The sequence below is a fragment of the Pseudomonas sp. BCRC 81390 genome (assembly GCF_030341915.1).
Lineage (GTDB): Bacteria > Pseudomonadota > Gammaproteobacteria > Pseudomonadales > Pseudomonadaceae > Aquipseudomonas.
Genome location: NZ_JATAAG010000069.1, coordinates 141,059 through 158,446 on the forward strand (window position 1 = coordinate 141,059; position 17,388 = coordinate 158,446).

At 64.0% G+C, this 17,388-nt stretch carries 10 protein-coding genes and 2 tRNA genes; 6 read left to right on the forward strand and 6 right to left on the reverse strand.

What is annotated here, in order from left to right; genetic code table 11:
• Positions 1-52: 52 nt before the first annotated feature.
• From nirD to QSV36_RS22065, 3 genes are all read right to left on the reverse strand, one after another.
• Positions 53-415, reverse strand: coding sequence for a nitrite reductase small subunit NirD (nirD, locus tag QSV36_RS22055; protein ID WP_289134452.1), 363 nt, complete (start codon positions 413-415; stop codon positions 53-55).
• A complete protein-coding gene (nirB, locus tag QSV36_RS22060) occupies positions 415-2,967 on the reverse strand; it encodes a nitrite reductase large subunit NirB (protein WP_289134453.1) in 2,553 nt (850 codons plus the stop codon). The genes nirD and nirB overlap by 1 nt, the downstream gene beginning before the upstream one ends.
• A gap of 303 nt (positions 2,968-3,270) precedes the next feature.
• Positions 3,271-7,296: a bifunctional nitrate reductase/sulfite reductase flavoprotein subunit alpha gene (locus QSV36_RS22065; protein ID WP_289134454.1), complete on the reverse strand. Its 4,026-nt coding sequence runs from the start codon at positions 7,294-7,296 to the stop codon at positions 3,271-3,273.
• Between the two features lie 466 nt (positions 7,297-7,762).
• Between QSV36_RS22065 and QSV36_RS22070 the strand changes: the two genes are divergently transcribed.
• Complete coding sequence (locus QSV36_RS22070) at positions 7,763-8,692, forward strand: AraC family transcriptional regulator (RefSeq protein WP_289134455.1); 930 nt, start codon at positions 7,763-7,765, stop codon at positions 8,690-8,692.
• A gap of 82 nt (positions 8,693-8,774) precedes the next feature.
• On the opposite strand, the gene QSV36_RS22075 is transcribed toward QSV36_RS22070, so the two are convergent.
• Both QSV36_RS22075 and QSV36_RS22080 read right to left on the reverse strand, forming a co-directional pair.
• Positions 8,775-8,851: transfer RNA gene (locus tag QSV36_RS22075), tRNA-Asp, on the reverse strand.
• Positions 8,852-8,864: 13 nt separating this feature from the next.
• Positions 8,865-8,940, reverse strand: a tRNA-Val gene (locus tag QSV36_RS22080).
• A 216-nt stretch (positions 8,941-9,156) separates the two neighbouring features.
• Here QSV36_RS22080 and rdgC point away from each other — a divergent pair.
• The 3 genes from rdgC to sugE all read left to right on the forward strand — a co-directional run bounded on the left by rdgC (position 9,157) and on the right by sugE (position 11,690).
• A complete protein-coding gene (gene rdgC / locus QSV36_RS22085) occupies positions 9,157-10,077 on the forward strand; it encodes a recombination-associated protein RdgC (protein WP_225776709.1) in 921 nt (306 codons plus the stop codon).
• 100 nt (positions 10,078-10,177) lie between these two features.
• On the forward strand, positions 10,178-11,143 hold the full coding sequence (locus QSV36_RS22090) for a bile acid:sodium symporter family protein (protein WP_289134456.1): 966 nt from the start codon (positions 10,178-10,180) through the stop codon (positions 11,141-11,143).
• Between the two features lie 229 nt (positions 11,144-11,372).
• A complete protein-coding gene (gene sugE, locus QSV36_RS22095; protein ID WP_289134457.1) occupies positions 11,373-11,690 on the forward strand; it encodes a quaternary ammonium compound efflux SMR transporter SugE in 318 nt (105 codons plus the stop codon).
• Between the two features lie 9 nt (positions 11,691-11,699).
• On the opposite strand, the gene QSV36_RS22100 is transcribed toward sugE, so the two are convergent.
• Positions 11,700-13,577, reverse strand: coding sequence for an MFS transporter (locus tag QSV36_RS22100; RefSeq protein WP_289134458.1), 1,878 nt, complete (start codon positions 13,575-13,577; stop codon positions 11,700-11,702).
• Between the two features lie 192 nt (positions 13,578-13,769).
• On the opposite strand from QSV36_RS22100, the gene bglX reads away from it, so the two are divergent.
• Both bglX and QSV36_RS22110 read left to right on the forward strand, forming a co-directional pair.
• Entirely contained in the window at positions 13,770-16,031 is a 2,262-nt protein-coding gene (gene bglX / locus QSV36_RS22105) for a beta-glucosidase BglX (protein ID WP_289134459.1), read from the forward strand.
• A 117-nt stretch (positions 16,032-16,148) separates the two neighbouring features.
• Entirely contained in the window at positions 16,149-17,327 is a 1,179-nt protein-coding gene (locus tag QSV36_RS22110) for an MFS transporter (RefSeq protein WP_289134460.1), read from the forward strand.
• Positions 17,328-17,388 lie beyond the last annotated feature (61 nt).

Consider the following 17,388-nt stretch of genomic DNA (forward strand, 5'->3'; position numbering starts at 1 on the left):
GGATCGAGCGCCGCGCGCGCGGCGCTCGATCTCACAGGCGATAAACAATGCATCAATCCACCGCCAACTCTACCGCCCTGCCCCTCAAGCGCACCGGCCACACCCGCAAGCGCTGCGCCGAATCTTCCAGGCATTCGCCGCTGTGCAGGCTGAAGTGCTGCTTGTACAGCGGCGCTGCAACCACCAGCTCGCCCTTCACCGTGCCCACCAGCCCCCGACCAATGACATTGGCGCCGGAACGCGGGTCGCGGTTGCCCACCGCGTACAGCGGTTGTGCCTGCGCCGGCAGGTAGAACAAGGCCACCTGGTCGCCATCGAGCCATACCACCACCCCGGAATCGGCTACCAGGTCGTCGGCCTGGCATACCGTTTGCCAGTTCACTCGGGTTTTCACAGCAGCATTGGACAGGTTCATCACACAGCCTCCTCGATAGTTGGGATCAGGTGCAGCGGCGCCGCAGGCCGGCGTTGTTCGCGTTCGCGCACGAAGTGCACGTCCGGGTCAGCGCGGCGGTCATTGACGAAGGTGCGGAAGCGCTTGAGTTTCTCGGGGTCGTTCAGGGCGTTGGCCCACTCGCATTCGTACTGGTCGACCACATGCTGCATCTGCGCCTCCAGCTCGCTGGCCAGGCCCAGGCTGTCGTCGATGACCACCTGCTTGAGGTAGTCCAGCCCGCCTTCCAGGCTCTCGCGCCACACCGAGGTGCGCTGCAGCTTGTCCGCCGTGCGGATATAGAACATCAGCACCCGGTCGATCAGGCGCACCAGGGTTTCGTCGTCAAGGTCGGTAGCGAACAGTTCGGCGTGCCGCGGGCGCATGCCGCCATTGCCGCACACGTACAGGTTCCAGCCCTTGTCGGTGGCGATCACGCCGATGTCCTTGCTTTGTGCCTCGGCGCATTCACGGGTGCAGCCGGACACTGCGAACTTGAGCTTGTGCGGGCTGCGCAGGCCCTTGTAGCGGTCTTCCAGGCGCAGGGCCATGCCGACGCTGTCCTGCACGCCGTAGCGGCACCAGGTGCTGCCCACGCAGGACTTCACCGTACGGGTCGACTTGCCATAGGCGTGACCGGTTTCGAAGCCGGCCTCGATCAGCTCGCCCCAGATCAGCGGCAGTTCGTGCAGCTGGGCGCCAAACAGGTCGATGCGCTGGCCACCGGTGATCTTGGTGTACAGGTCGTACTTCTTCGCCACCTGGCCGATCACGATGAGCTTGTCGGGGGTGATTTCGCCACCGGGTATGCGCGGCACCACCGAGTAGGTGCCGTTCTTCTGCATGTTGGCCATGAAGGTGTCGTTGGTGTCCTGCAACGGCACCAGCGCCGGGTCCATGATCGGCTGGTTCCAGCACGAGGCGAGGATGCTGCCTACCGCCGGCTTGCAGATGTCACAGCCAACGTGCCCCTGGCCATGGCGTGCGAGAAGTTCGTTGAACGTACGGATGCCCTCTACCCGCACCAGCCCGTACAGTTCCTGGCGGGTGTAGGCAAAGTGCTCGCACAGGCTCTTGTCCACCGCCACGCCACGGGCGCTCAGCTCATGCTCGAACACCTGCTTGAGCAGGGCTGCGCAACCCCCACAGCCAGTCGCGGCCTTGGTGCAACCCTTGACTGCGGCAAGATCGCCACAGCCGCTGTCGATGGCGGCACAGACCGCGCCCTTGCTGACGTTGTGGCAGGAGCAGATGGTGGCGCTGTCGGGCAGCGCATCGGCACCCAGGGCCGGCGCACCGCCGCCTTGCGGCAGGATCAGCGCCGCCGGGTCGGCCGGCAGGGCGATGCCGTTCTGGGCGTACTGCAGCAAGGTGTCGTAGTAACTGTTGTCGCCAACCAGCACCGCACCGAGCACGCGCTTGCCGCTGGCGTCCACCACCAGCCGGCGGTAGGCGCTGTTGGCTTCATCGATGAAGCGGTAGCTGCGCGAGCCTGGCGTGGCGCCGTGGGCATCGCCGATCGAGCCGACGTCCACGCCCAGCAGCTTGAGCTTGGTGGACATGTCGGCACCAGTGAATTCGCCAACAGCTTCACCCACCAGCAACGCGGCCAGGTTGCGCGCCATGCTGTAGCCTGGGGCGACCAGGCCAAAAACGCTGCCGTTCCACGAGGCGCACTCGCCGATGGCGAAGATGCGTGGGTCACTGCTGCGGCAGTGGTTATCGATCACCACCCCGCCACGCGCCGCAATGTCCAGGCCACAGGCGCGGCCCAAGGCGTCCTGCGGGCGGATACCGGCAGAAAACACGATCAGGTCGGTTTCCAGGTGCTCGCCACCGTCGAAGTTCATGCGGTAGCGGTAGTCTTCACCGGCACTGATCGACTGGGTGGCGCGCGATAGGTGCACGCCTACACCCAGGGCTTCGATCTGCGCCTTGAGCGCGGCACCGCCCTCGCCGTCCAGTTGCACCGGCATCAGCCGTGGGGCGAATTCCACCACGTGGGCTTCCAGGCCCAGCGACTTGAGGGCGTTGGCCGCTTCCAGGCCGAGCAGACCACCGCCCACCACCACGCCACGGCGGGCGCTGGCTGCGGCAGCGCGGATGGCATCGAGGTCATCGAGGGTACGGTAAACCAGGCGGGCATTGCCGCTGGAGCCTTCGATCGGCGGTACGAAGGGGTACGAACCGGTGGCCAGCACCAGCTGGTCATAACCGTAGCGGCCCTCGGCGGTGACTACTTCGCTGCGCTCGCGGTCGATTCCCAGCACCGCTTCACCGAGGTGCAGGTGCACGCCGCTGGCGCTGTAGAAGTCCTGCCCACACAGGGCCAGGGTTTCGGCGCAGCTGCCGCCAAAGTACTCGGACAGGTGCACACGGTCGTAGGCGCGTTGCCGCTCTTCGCCGAACACGTGCAGCTCGAAGCGCTGCAGGGCGCCGCGGCTGACCAGTTGTTCGACACAGTGATGGCCGACCATGCCGTTGCCGACGATGATCAGTCGCTGTCGTTGCCCGCTGCTCGCTGTTGCCTTCATAAGCCGATCCTCGATCAAAAAAAAGCGCCTGGAGCCGAAGCTCCAGGCGCCTTTGCCTGTATTCATCACGGTAGGGGGCCCGAATTGATCGCCGTTGATCAGTGGGCTTTGTTGTAACCAGGTTAAAGCAGGGACTGTGCCAAAGCTGTTTCCAGAACTGGCCCTATCGCCGGAAAGCCAGCACCCACAAGGGCCGCCACAGATCCACAAGCTGGTGAAACCGTTGTGGGAGCTGGCTTGCCAGCGATGGGGCCAGCGCAGTAAATGCACACTCCAAGTGCATCACTCCCCATCTTGGCGCATTCAATACACATCCCGCCGATACCGCTTGGCCTTGCCCAGTTCCTCGATATAAGCCGCAGCCGCGGCCGCATCCATGCCCCCATGCTCGGCCACGATCACCCGCAACGCCGCCTCTACATCCTTGGCCATGCGCTGCGCATCACCACACACATAGAAGTAAGCCCCCGCCTGCAGCCACTGCCAGAGTTCCGCGCCGCGCTCCAGCATGCGCTGCTGCACGTAGATTTTCTGCACCTGGTCCCGCGAGAAGGCCGTGTCCAGGCGCAAGTGCCCTGCGGCCTGCCAGGCCTGCAGCTGCTCCCGGTAGTAAAAATCGGTGGCCGCGTACTGTTCACCGAAGAACAGCCAGTTGGCGCCTTTGGCTCCACGCGCCTCACGTTCCTCGAGGAAGGCCCGGAACGGCGCAATGCCGGTGCCGGGGCCGACCATGATCAGCGAGACACCGTCATCCTCTGGCAACCGGAAGTGCTTCGCCACCTGCGGGAAGATCGCCACCTTCAGTGCCTGCGCGCGGTCGGCAAGGAAGCTTGAGCACACGCCTTTACGTGAGCCATAGCGCACCGTGGAAACGGTCAGGTGCACTTGCCCAGGGTGTGCCAACGGGCTGGAGCTGATCGAGTACAGCCGCGGCTGCAGCGGTTTGAGCAGCTCTAGCCAGCTGGCCAGCGGCAATTGCTGCGGGAAGGCATGCAACACATCGACCAGTTGCCGGCCCCACAGCCAGTCCTGCAGCTCGGCCTTGCATTCGGGCTGCAGCAAGCGCTGCAGGTCCGGGGCATTGACGGCAAACGCCTGCAACTGCTGCGGGGTAACCTTGGCGATTTCCAGGTGCGCTTGCAGGGCTTCTCTTAACGGCATGGGCGGCTGGTTGTTCAGCTCGACCCTGGCCTGGCCATCAAGCTGCATCAGCGCCAGCAGTTCGTCGACCAGCGCCGGGCAGTTGCGCGGCCATACCCCCAGGGCATCACCCGGGGCATAGGTCAAGCTGCTACCACTCAGGTCGAACACCAGCTGACGGGTTTCCTTGCTGGCGCCCGCGCCGTTGAGCAGGCGGTTCTCCAGTACGGTAGCGGCCCAAGGTTGCTGCTTGCTGCAGGCCGCCGCCGGTGCGGCTTCGCTGCGCGGCTGTGGCGCAGCGACACTGCGCAGGGTGGGCAGCAGCGCATCGAGCCAGGCGGCGAAGGCATCGTCGAAATCGGGCTCGCAATCGACCCGCTGCAGCAGGCGTCGCCCACCCAGCTCGGCCAGGCGCTGGTCGAGCTTGCGACCGAAACCGCAGAATTGCTGGTAACTGGAATCGCCCAGGGCCAGCACGGCGTACGGCAGCTCGGCACAATGGGCGCCCTCCTCGCCTTGCAAGGCACGCCAGAACGCCGCTGCGCTATCCGGCGCATCGCCATCACCGAACGTACTGGCAATCAGCACGACGCTGGCCGCGCCCTGCAGCTGATGCGGGCTGACCGCATCCATGCAGTTGAGCTGCACAGCAAGGCCGGCACTGCGCAAATGTGCGGCACAGCGCTCGGCCAGCCGCTCGCCGTTGCCGGTCTGCGACGCCCAGAGTACCTGGTGCCGTGGGGCTGCCGGCGCGGCTTGGTGCACTGGCACAGGCGGGGCGAACAGCCCGGCCAGCAAGCCATCGACGAACAGCCGGCTATTGCTAGCCAGCGGTGCATTGGCCGGCAGGCAGCGCACGCCTTCGCCGTGGACCTGGTCCAGGCCCAGCAGGAAGCCTTGCAGGTAATGGCGTTCCTCCTCGGCCAGCGCCGGGACTGGCAGCGCGTCCAGACCCAGTACCTGTGATAGCACAGCGGTCGGCCTGCGGGCTGGCTGCGCAATGGCAGCGCTGAGTTCAAAGGCTTCGATGCGTTCACCGGCCACCCGCTCCAGGGCCACGGCGCAATGCTTGAACGCTGGCTGCAACGACAGCGGATCGACCGCATCGCAGGTCACCGCATTGATCGCCAGCTGATCGCCAACCAGGTCGTTCCAGTGGAAAGGGGCAAAGCAGTTGCCCGGCATCACCCGGTCGCTGATACGCGCGGGCAACACGGCTTGCCCCCGGCGCGAGCGGATGGCCACCTGGTCCTTTTCCGCGATCCCCAGCCGTGCGGCATCTTCGCGGTGGAGCTCGACGAAAGGGCCAGGCTCCAGCTTGTTCAGCGCCGGCACCTTGCCGGTCTTGGTCAGGGTGTGCCACTGATGCTGAACACGGCCGGTATTCAGGACCATGGGGTAATCAGCATCGGGCAACTCCGCCGCCGGCAGCCAGGGCCGGGCGAAGAAGCGCGCCTTGCCGCTGCTGGTGGCAAAGGCCAGTGCCGGGCGTTCGCCGCGGGCATCGTGCAACAGCACTTGGCTGCTGCCATCGTTGCGGTAGCGTAACGGGCTGCGCGGGTCGTCGCGACCGGGCGCGCAGGGCCACTGGCGCGGTTGCTCGCGCAGCTCGGCATAACCGATGCCACGCAGGTCGTAGCCGGTTGCGGGGTTGTGAAAGCGGCGGATCTCTTCGTACACCGCTTCGGCATCGGGGTAGTCGAAGGCATCGGCGTAGCCCATCGCGCAGGCAACCCGGGCAATGATCTGCCAATCCGGCAGGCTCTGCCCGGGCGGCGCGACAGCGCGCGGCATCAAGGTCAGGTTGCGCTCGCTGTTGATCATCACGCCCTCGCCTTCGGCCCACAGCGCGGCTGGCAGAAGAATGTCGGCGTAACGGTTGGTTTCAGTGTCGAGGAAGGCATCCTGAGCAATCACCAGCTCGGCCCGGCGCAAGCCATCAATCACTTGCTGGCGATTGGCAACGCTGGCCACCGGGTTGCTGCAGATGATCCAGCAGGCTTTGACCTCACCTGCCTGCATCTGCTGGTACAGGGCGATAGTGCCCTCGCCTTCTTCCGCCCGCAGGCTGCCAGGCGGCAGGCTCCACTGCCGCTCGACGAAGGCGCGGTCCGCCGCCACCAGCGCCGAGCGCTGGCCTGGCAGACCGGCGCCCATGTAGCCCATCTCGCGGCCGCCCATGGCATTGGGCTGGCCGGTCAGTGAAAACGGCCCGCTACCGGGGCGGCAAATGGCACCCGTGGCCAGGTGCAGGTTGCAGAGGGCATTACTGTGCCAGGTGCCGTGGATGCTCTGGTTCAGGCCCATGGTCCAGCAACTCATCCAGTTGCTGGCGGTGCCGATCCATTCGGCGGCCTTGATGAGGTCGGCCTCGGCCAGGCCGGTGATGGCGGCTACGCGTTGCGGGGTATAGTCGTCGAGAAAGCCGACCAGTTCGTCCCAGCCCTCGGTATGGCGGGCAATAAAATCGGGGTCGGTATGGCCGTTGCGCTGCAGCAGGTGCAGCAGCCCGTTGAGCAACGCCAGGTCAGTGCCGGGGCGCACCTGCAGGAACAGGTCGGCCTTGTCGGCGGTGGCACTGCGCCGCGGGTCGACGACGATAAGCTTGGCGCCGGCCTTGACCCGGTCGAGCAGGCGCAGGAACAGGATCGGGTGGCAGTCAGCCATGTTCGCGCCGATCACCAAAAACACATCAGCGTGGTCGAAGTCCTGGTAGCTGCCGGGTGGGCCATCGGCGCCGAGCGACAGCTTGTAACCGCTGCCAGCACTGGCCATGCACAGACGCGAGTTGGACTCGATGTGACGGGTGCGAATGAACCCCTTGGCCAGCTTGTTGGCCAGGTACTGGGCCTCCAGCGACATCTGCCCGGACACGTACAGTGCCACGGCGTCAGGGCCGTGCTGGTCGATGATGCCGCGCAGGCGTGCGGCGGCCTCGGCAATGGCCTGGTCGAGGCCGGTACGCGCCGGCTGCTGATTGCGCTGCTGGCGTACATAGGCGTCGGCCATGCGCCCTGCGGCGCTCAGCGGCAGGTGTGCGGTCAGGCCTTTGGTGCACAGGCGGCCGAAGTTGCTGGGGTGCTGCTTGTCACCGCTGATCTTGGCGACCTTGCCATCGACAACGCTCATGACGATGCCGCAACCAACGCCGCAATAGGGACAGACGCTGCATACTTCGCTGTTGGCCATGGGGCGGGCTCCTGTGAAACGCAAAAAGGCGCCGGCTGCCCGGCTTGCTTGGCAAGCGGGGCAACACGGCGCCTTTGTCGTGAAGGTTTACGGGCTGTCGACGTTGATAGCCCTGGATGGAGGGGAAACAGCAATTTGTGGGCCAGCTGTGCCGACCCTTGCGCGGGCATGCCGACTCACACCAGGATTTCAAAGGGCTGATGGCCGAGCTGCACTGTGAGGGGTGGGCTGGCCGGCGAAAAAGCCGGCACCGGTAGCGCACCATGCAATGGCACGCGCGGGCTTGCTGGCGCCATGCTGGAGCACATTCATGCTGATGGCAGCGGGTAGACTAGCTTTTGGAATGCTGGAAGCGTTCTACTCCGCTGCAACCCGTGAGCCGCTACTTTTCCCACCCGAGGCTATAATTTGCGCCATGACGACCGCCCCCGCCGCTCAGGCATCCCGCGCTGAGTACACACGACGCATGAATCGCGTGCTCAACTATATCGATGCTCACCTGGAGCAACCTCTGGATGGCGCAGCACTAGCCGACGTCGCCAATTTTTCACGCTTTCATTTTCATCGGATCTTCGCTGCATGGATGGGCGAAACCCTGGGCAACTACATCCGGCGCAGAAGGCTGGAGAAAGCAGCACTGCGACTTTCCGCCAGCAGCCATGAAACAGTGCTGGAGACCGCCCTGGCTTCTGGCTTCAATTCGGCTGAGGCATTCGCACGGGCCTTCAAGCTCAGGTTTGGCTGTACGCCATCGGACTGGCGGGCCACTGCTCCGCAGCGAGCGGCAGCACTGGTTGAAGCCACCCGCCAGCGCCCCGCTGATGGAGACAGCAATCCTGATCAGGTCTTGAGCAATGTAAATCAGGCACACGAATGCGCCTTCGCTGATGCTGCCGTCTCCAGTCCATCGGCAAAGGATCCCGCCATGAACGTTCGTATCACCGACTTGCCCGCAACGCGCGTGGCCTACCAGCGTCTGATCGGCCCCTATGGCCCCGCCATTGGCGAATTCTGGCGCAACAAGATGACGCCCTGGATGTACTCGCACGGTTTCAGCGAAGGCGTTTGCTACGGTATCGGTCATGACGATCCGTCCATCACGCCCGCCGACAAGTGCCGTTATGACGCTTGTGTCGAGGTACCTGCCGATTTTGTCACCAGTGGTCAGGCAGACATCCAGACCCTGCCGGGAGGGCGCTATGCGCTGTTTGGCTTCAAAGGCAGGGTGGAGAACATTGCTGATGCCTGGACGCGGCTGCTTCGCGAGTGGATGCCGTCCAACGGCCTGCAATGTGACGAGCGGCCGTGTTTTGAAAGGTTTCACGCCGCAACGGCCTTCAACCCTCAAACGGGGGAGTTCAGCTGCGACATCTGCATTCCGGTAAAGGCACTGTAGTCGTCGCAGAAACAAAAAAAGCGACCCTAAGGTCGCTTTCTCTGTGACTTCCGGGTGTTCAGTAGGCCCTGAAAGTGAAATATGGCGCAGCGGACGGGACTCGAACCCGCGACCCCCGGCGTGACAGGCCGGTATTCTAACCGACTGAACTACCGCTGCGCTAAACATCGAGTGGTGGGTGATGACGGGATCGAACCGCCGACCCTCTGCTTGTAAGGCAGATGCTCTCCCGGCTGAGCTAATCACCCTTCGTCTCGGTGTGGCGCGCATTCTACGGACGCCCCGTTACCCTGGCAAGCGTTTTTTCAACTTTTCCCAAAAAAAATTCCAGATCTTTCAAAGACCTAGCGCTGCCGGGCGTTTTCCCGGCATCCAGATGGCTGCTGGCCCTCTGACAGGGTTGGCCTCGGAGCACCGCTCGGAGAATAATGCCCGCCTTATGCATTAAGGAGAGATTGCCCCTCATGTGGTTCAAGAACCTGCTGACCTACCGCCTGACCCAGGAAGTCCCGTTCGAGCCTGAAGCGCTGGAAGCGGCCCTGGCCAGCAAGCCGGCCCGCCCCTGCGCCAGCCAGGAGCTGACCACCTATGGTTTCGTCGCGCCCTTCGGCAAGGGCGAAGACGCTCCCTTGGTGCACGTCAGCGGCGAGTACCTGCTGGTTGCCGCACGCAAGGAAGAACGCATCCTGCCCAGCAGCGTGGTCAACGACGCGGTCAAGGAAAAGGTCGAAGAGATCGAGACCGAGCAGATGCGCAAGGTCTATAAAAAGGAACGCGACCAGATCAAGGACGAGATCATCCAGGCCTTCCTGCCGCGCGCGTTCATCCGCCGCTCGATGATCTTCGCCGCCATCGCCCCGCGCCTGGGGGTGATCCTGGTCAACTCGGCCAGCGCCAAGCGTGCCGAAGACCTGCTTTCCACCCTGCGCGAAGTGATGGGCTCGCTGCCGGTGCGCCCGGCGACGGTGAAGATCGCGCCAGCCGCCACCATGACCGACTGGGTCAAGTCGCAGCAGGCCGCCGAAGGTTTCTACGTCCTCGACGAATGCGAACTGCGCGATACCGCTGAAGACGGCGGCATCGTACGCTGCAAGCGCCAGGACCTGACCAGCGAGGAAATCCAGCTGCACCTGAGCACCGGCAAGGTGGTCACCCAGCTGGCCCTGGCCTGGCAGGACAAGCTGTCGTTCGTGCTGGACGACAAGATGGTGATCAAGCGCGTGAAATTCGAGGAGTTGCTGCAGGAGCAGGCCGAACAGGATGGCGGCGATGAAGCTGCGCAACAGTTCGACGCCAGTTTCCAGCTGATGATGATGACCTTTGCCGAATTCCTGCCGGCGCTGTTCGAGGCGCTGGGTGGCGAGGAGATTCCGCAAGGGGTCTGACTGCCATGGAATGCCGGTGCTGGCATGGGGAATATTCTCGGACAGCGCCGGCGATTGGGCCCTTGATAATTACCCAGCCACAAGAAAAAGGACTTGCCCCATGCCTGCCCTCGCCGCCCTCAGCCGCTTCGTCGGCAACACCTTCGCCCTGTGGGTGCTGGTGTTCGCCGTGTTGGCCTTCCTGCAACCGCAATGGTTCATCGCCCTGAAGGTAGCCATCGTGCCGCTGCTGGGCCTGGTGATGTTCGGCATGGGCCTTACCCTCAAGTTCGACGACTTCGCCGCCCTCGCCCGCCAGCCGTGGCGGGTGATGCTGGGCGTGGTTGCGCACTTCGTGATCATGCCGGGCATGGCCTGGCTGCTGTGCCAGATGTTCCAGCTGCCAGCGGAAATCGCCGTGGGCGTGATCCTGGTCGGCTGCTGCCCGAGCGGCACGGCGTCGAACGTGATGGTCTGGCTGTCGCGCGGCGACCTGGCGCTGGCGGTGGCGATCGCCGCCGTGACCACCTTGCTCGCCCCGCTGCTGACCCCGGCGCTGATCTGGTTCCTCGCCTCGGCCTGGCTGCCGGTGTCCTTCATGGACATGTTCTGGTCGATCCTGCAGTTGGTCATGCTGCCGATCGTGCTTGGCGTATTGGCCCAGCGCCTGCTCGGCAGCAAGGTGCAGGCGGCGGTACAGGTGCTGCCGCTGGTGTCGGTGGTCAGTATCGTGATGATCGTCTGCGCAGTGGTGGCGGCCAGCCAGGCGAAAATCGCCGAGTCAGGGCTGCTGATCATGGCCGTGGTCGTGCTACACAACAGCTTCGGCTATCTGCTCGGCTACCTGACCGGCAAGCTGTGCAAGCTGCCGCTGGCCCAACGCAAGTCGCTGGCGCTGGAGGTGGGCATGCAGAACTCGGGGCTGGGCGCGGCCCTGGCAGCGGCGCATTTCTCGCCGCTGGCGGCGGTGCCGAGTGCGCTGTTCAGTGTCTGGCACAATATTTCCGGGGCGCTGCTGTCAACCTGGTTCCGGCGCATGGGAAAACCTGCGGCCGAAGCTGAAGGTGGGGAGCCGGCCAGGCATTGATGTTGCCTGTACGGGCCCTTTCGTGGGTAAACCCGCTCCCACAGGTACTGCACAGGTCTGAAAATTGTGGAGATCCCTGTGGGAGCGGGTTTATCCGCGAAGAGGCCGCACAGGCTTGCCCAGTGGGCTGCATATGTGCACCATGGTGCCCACGGTGAGGACGACCTCACGACGCAGCGCGTGACCATTTCGGGGACGGCCCCATCCTTCGCAACGATGGAGACGCACCATGTCCTGGATCATCCTGTTCTTCGCCGGCCTGTTCGAGGTGGGTTGGGCCGTCGGCCTGAAATACACCGATGGCTTCAGCAAGCCGCTGCCCACCGTACTCACCGTCGCCGCCATGGCCATCAGCCTGGGCCTGCTGGGCCTGGCCATGAAGGAATTGCCGCTGGGCACCGCCTACGCCATCTGGACCGGCGTCGGCGCGGTCGGCACGGTGATCGCCGGCATCCTTCTGTTCGGCGAGTCGGTGGCACTGGTACGCCTGGTCAGCGTGGCGCTGATCGTTACCGGCCTGGTCGGCCTGAAAGTCAGCGCCAGCTGACACCCGCCGTTATCGCAGGTCGCCGCGCAGGCGGCTGACCTGCTCACGTAACGCTTCTGGCTGCGCGGCCTCCACCGGGATGGCAGTACCCGCCACGATGGTTACCCGTGACCACAGGCGCTTGAAAAAGCCCTTGGCCGGGTCACGGCTGAAGAAGCTGCCCCACAGCCCCTGCAAGGCCAGCGGAATCACCGGCACCGGGGTGTCGGCGAGGATGCGGTTGACGCCGCCCTTGAATACATCGATTTCACCGTCCCCGGTCAGCTTGCCCTCCGGGAAGATGCACACCAGTTCGCCATCTGCCAGGTACTCGGCAATTCGGGTGAAGGCGCGCTCGTAAGTGGCCAGATCTTCATTGCGCCCGGCAATCGGAATGGCACCTGCAGTGCGGAACACGAAGTTGAGTACCGGCAGGTTGTAGATCTTGTAGTACATGACAAAGCGGATCGGCCGACGGATCGCCCCACCGAGCAGCAGCGCGTCGACGAAAGACACGTGGTTGCACACCAGCAATGCCGCGCCTTGCTCGGGAATGCGCTCGAGACCGCGGTGCTGCACGCGGTACATCGAATGGCTGAGCAGCCAGATCAGGAAGCGCATGGTGAACTCGGGCACGATCCTGAAGATATGCACGTTCACCGCGATATTGAGCAGCGACACCACCAGGAACAGCTGCGGGATGGTCAGCTTGGCCAGGCCTAGCAGAACAATGGTGAGCAGCGCCGATACCACCATGAACAAGGCATTGAGAATATTGTTGGCGGCGATCACCCGGGCGCGCTGGTCGTCGGCAGTGCGTGCCTGGATCAGCGCATACAGCGGCACGATATAGAAGCCGCCGAACACGCCGAGGCCGACGATCGACAGCAGGATCCACCAGGCCTGGCCCATGCCCAGCAGCGCCAGCCAGTCGTGCGGGGCGGCGGCAGCCGGCACATCGCCGGAATGCCACCACCACAGCAGGCCGAACAGGCTCAGGCCGAACGAGCCGAACGGTACCAGGCCGATTTCCACCTTGCGCCCGCTCAGACGCTCGCACAACAGCGAGCCCAGGGCGATACCGACCGAGAACAGGGTCAATACCAAGGTTACCACCGTACCGTCACCGTGCAGCCAGTCCTTGGCATAGGCCGGGATCTGAGTGAGGTAGATAGCCCCGACGAACCAGAACCACGAGTTGCCGACGATCGAACGCGACACCGCCGGCGGCTGGCCCAGGCCCATGCGCAGGATCGCCCAGGACTGCCTGAAGATATTCCAGTCCAGTGGCATGTGCGGCGACGCGGCGGCGGCGCGCGGGATCCAGCGGCTGGCCAGGTAGCCCAGCAGCGCCGTGCCGACCACGCCGCCAGCGACCACCGTGGCATAGCTGTCGGCCGACATCATCACCCCGGCGCCGATGGTGCCGGCGAGGATGGCCAGGAAGGTACCGGTTTCCACCAGCCCGTTGCCGCCGACCAGTTCTTCTTCGCGTAGCGCCTGCGGCAGGATCGAGTACTTCACCGGGCCGAACAGCGCCGAATGCGTGCCCATGCCGAACAGTGCCACCAGCATCAGCGCCAGGTGGTTGGTGACGAAGCCGAGCGCGCCGACTGCCATGATCGCGATCTCGGCCAGCTTGATCGCCCGGATCAACGCATCCTTGGCGAACTTCTCGCCAAACTGCCCACCCAACGCCGAGAACAGGAAGAACGGCAGGATGAACAGCAAGGCGCACAGGTTGACCCAGATCGAACGGTCACCGTCACCCAGGCTGAGCTTGAACAGGATCGCCAGGATCAGCGACTGCTTGAACAGGTTGTCGTTGAACGCACCCAGCGACTGGGTGATGAAAAACGGCAGGAAACGCCGTTTGCCGAGCAAGGTGAATTGCGAGGAATGACTCATCGTCCTTGGTCCTGGTTCAGCCATGGATGGCAGTTGTCTTATTAGAATGCGCTCGGGCTATGCCAAGCCACATCGTCGACGTCAACTGACAGAACTACCAGTAGCGTGTTGCAGCGTCCAGGCGCCATTGTCGGCTTTTATCAGCCGCGAATCGATCGAATGGAATCACTGTTCGCCCGCCTGAATTGGGCCATGACCAGGCTTTTGCCAGCACTGGCCGCCTGCGCGATGACTGCCAACGCCGCTGCCACCGGCACGCAGACAGGCAAGGAGCGCTTTCTCGATCAACTGCTGGCGCAGATGACCCTGCAGGAAAAGGTCGGCCAGTTACGCATGGTGTACGCAGACGCAGGCCCGCCCCCGCAGGCCAGCCTCGACAGCATTGCCAATGGCCAAGTCGGTGCCATGTTTACAGCCGCGAGAGCAGACCCGGTAGCATTGCGCGAACTGCAGGACGCAGCGGTGCAGCGCAGCCGACTGCACATCCCGCTGTTTTTTGCCGGGGACGTGGTGCACGGCCGGCGGACGATATTCCCCATTAACCTGGGGCAGGCCGCCAGCTGGGACTTGCAGGCGATTGCCAAGAGTGCGCGTTCCGCCGCACGCGAAGCTACCGCTGACGGCCTGGACATGACCTTCGCCCCGGTCCTTGACCTCAGCCGCGATCCGCGCTGGGGCAGGATGTCCGAAGGGTATGGCGAAGACACCTACCTGGTGTCAAGTATCGCCCGGACGGTGGTACGTGCATTGCAAGGGCCGGCCTTGGGCGCGGCGGATAGCCTGATGACCTGCGTCAAGCACTTTGTCGGCTACGGCGCGGTGGAAGGCGGCCGCGACTACAACACCACCGACATCAGTGAACGGCGCCTTGTACAAGACTACCTTCCGCCGTTCAAGGCCGCGCTGGATGCCGGAGCAGGTGCGGTGATGACTACGTTGACCACCTTGAACGGCGTTCCGGCGACCGCCAACGCCTGGCTGTTGCAGGAGATACTACGCCAGCAATGGCAGTTCAACGGCCTGGTTATCGGTGACCATGGCGCCGTCGAGGAACTGATCGCCCATGGCGTGGCCGAAAACGGCAGGCAAGCCGCACAGGCTGCACTCATGGCCGGCACGCAGATGAGCATGAGCGACCGCTACTTCGTCCACGACCTGCCGTACCTGGTCATGCAAGGACAGGTGCCCGAGCAACAGCTCGACAACGCCGTTCGCCAGGTGCTGGCCACCAAATACGAACTTGGCCTGTTCGATGCCCCTTATCGCCGCCTGCGGGCTACCCCGGACCACCTCGAACAAACACTGCACCGTGCCCAGGCCAGGGACATGGCACGCCGTTCGCTGGTACTGCTGAAGAACAGTCACCAGGTGCTCCCGTTGAGCCGGCAAGCAACCATCGCCCTGATCGGCCCCCTCGCCGACAATGCCGTGGATATCCTTGGCAGCTGGCATGCCAATGGCCAACCCGAGCAGGCCGTGACACTGCGCCAAGGTTTACGAGATGCCCAGGCCCCCGGCGCACGCCTGCTGTATGCAATGGGGGCAAACATCAGTGACAACCCGCAGGCTTTCGTCCTGCTTGCAGATAACCAGGTCGCCTTCGACCCACGTCCGGCTGAAACCATGATTGCCGAGGCCGTGGCCACGGCTCGTCAGGCCGATGTGGTGGTGGCAGCACTGGGTGAGGCGCGCGGCATGTCTCATGAGGGTGCCAGCAGAACCGACCTGAACCTGCCTGGGCAGCAACGGGCTCTGCTGCGAGCACTGAAGGCGACCGGCAAGCCGCTGATCTTGGTGCTGATGAATGGCCGGCCATTGACCATCACCGAAGAAAGCCAATGGGCCGATGCTGTACTGGAAACCTGGTTCAGTGGCAGCGAAGGTGGCAACGCCATCGCCGACGTGCTGTTTGGCGAGTACAACCCGTCAGGCAAGCTACCTGTCACGTTTCCGCGCAGCGTGGGCCAGATCCCTCTCTACTATAACCACCTCAACACAGGCAGGCCGTTCGATCCGGCCAGGCCATCTGCCTACCGCTCACGCTATTACGACATTGACGATACGCCGCTCTACCCCTTCGGCTACGGGCTGAGTTATACCCGCTTCAGCGTTTCTTCGCCGCGCTTGTCGAGCACTCGCTTGCCAGCCGGACAAGCCCTGCAGGTGCAAGTGACTGTCCGCAACGACGGTTCGCGCGCAGGGGAAACGGTCGTGCAACTGTACATTCGCGACCGGAGCGCCTCGATAAGCCGACCTGTGAAGGAACTGAAGGGCTTCGAAAAGCTGTGGCTGGCTCCTGGGCAAGTACGAGAGGTGAACCTCCATCTGCCCCCTTCAGCGTTCAGCTTCGTCGACCGCAACCTGCGCTGGGTCAGCGAACCCGGCTGGTTCGACGTAATGGTCGGCCTGGACTCGCAAACCGTACAGACAGCCAGCTTTGAATTGATGCCCTGAGCACCAGCGGTCGCCTGTTCCGGCATCCTTCGCGGGCACGCCTGCAAATGACCTGCGCAGCGGGCCACTGTTGGCATATGCTTGAGCCCGGCAAACCAGAACAACAAGGACGTGGCAATGCTTGCCGCCATCAAACGCTACCCGCATACCGTTCGCCTGCTGCTGCTCACTACCTTCACGCTGACCGTCGCCCGTGCCCTTACCCTGCCCTATCTGGTGGTGTATCTGGCCGACAACTTCCAGCTGCCGATCAGCCAGATCGGCCTGCTGATCGGCGGTGCGCTGATTGTCGCCTCGCTGTTGAGCCTGTATGGCGGCCACCTGGTCGATACCTGGCGCAACCACACGCTGGTCAGCGCTTGCATGCTGCTGTTCGCGCTGGCATTCGTAGGTGCCGTTGCCAGCCGCGCAGCGATGCCGTTCTTCATCTGCCTGGTGCTGATCAACCTGGCCCTGGCAGTGGTCGACATCGCCGCCAAGGCGGGCTTCTGCGCGTTGCTGCCAGTGGAAGAACGGGCCGAGGTGTTCGCCATCAAGTACACCCTCAGCAACGTCGGCTATGCCGCCGGGCCGTTGCTGGGCGTGGCCATGCTGGAGCTGGACGGCCACCTGCCGTTCATCGCCTCTGCCCTGCTTGGGCTGGCCATGAGCCTGGCCTATTGGCGCCTTGGCGACCGCGGCCTGCGCGCCAGCGCGCCGAGCAAGCCCACTGCCGGCTTTGGCCAGGTGGCGCTGGGGTTGGCCGCTGACCGTCGGCTGGTGTGCTTCACCCTCGGCGGGGTACTGAGCGCGGTGGTGTTCGGCCAGTTCACCGCCTACCTGTCGCAGTACCTGGTGGTGACCAGCAGCCCGAGCGAGGCAGCGCGCCTGGTCGGCTACCTGGTGACCACCAACGCAGTGACGGTGATTGCCTTGCAGTACCTCATCGGCCGGCGTATCAGCCGCCAGCGCCTGATGCCCTGGCTGCTCGCCGGGATGGGCCTGTTCATCGCCGGGCTGCTGGGCTTTGCCCTGGCCGGGTCGACGCTGCTGTGGTGCCTGGCGATGCTGGTATTCACCCTGGGCGAAATCATCGTCATCCCCGCCGAGTACATGTTCATCGACCTGATTGCACCGGAACACTTGCGCGGGGTGTATTACGGTGCGCAGAACCTGTCCAACCTGGGTGCGGCGCTGGGGCCGGTGATGGTGGGGTTTGCCCTGGCGCATCTGTGGCCGGAGGCGATCTTCTACCTGCTGGTGTTGTCGGTGATACTGGCAGGGGTGTTCTATCGGCTGGGTACCCACACAGGTTGAAATGCACCCTGCGACCACCTGCCACTGCGACCATGGTCTGCGCTGACGAAGCGACACCTGC

Coding starts and splice junctions, on each gene's coding strand:
- nirD (WP_289134452.1), bottom strand. CDS start 415: ATGAACCTGTCCAATGCTGCTGTGAAAACCCGAGTGAACTGGCAAACG.
- nirB (WP_289134453.1), bottom strand. CDS start 2,967: ATGAAGGCAACAGCGAGCAGCGGGCAACGACAGCGACTGATCATCGTC.
- QSV36_RS22065 (WP_289134454.1), bottom strand. CDS start 7,296: ATGGCCAACAGCGAAGTATGCAGCGTCTGTCCCTATTGCGGCGTTGGT.
- QSV36_RS22070 (WP_289134455.1), top strand. CDS start 7,763: ATGAATCGCGTGCTCAACTATATCGATGCTCACCTGGAGCAACCTCTG.
- rdgC (WP_225776709.1), top strand. CDS start 9,157: ATGTGGTTCAAGAACCTGCTGACCTACCGCCTGACCCAGGAAGTCCCG.
- QSV36_RS22090 (WP_289134456.1), top strand. CDS start 10,178: ATGCCTGCCCTCGCCGCCCTCAGCCGCTTCGTCGGCAACACCTTCGCC.
- sugE (WP_289134457.1), top strand. CDS start 11,373: ATGTCCTGGATCATCCTGTTCTTCGCCGGCCTGTTCGAGGTGGGTTGG.
- QSV36_RS22100 (WP_289134458.1), bottom strand. CDS start 13,577: ATGAGTCATTCCTCGCAATTCACCTTGCTCGGCAAACGGCGTTTCCTG.
- bglX (WP_289134459.1), top strand. CDS start 13,770: ATGACCAGGCTTTTGCCAGCACTGGCCGCCTGCGCGATGACTGCCAAC.
- QSV36_RS22110 (WP_289134460.1), top strand. CDS start 16,149: ATGCTTGCCGCCATCAAACGCTACCCGCATACCGTTCGCCTGCTGCTG.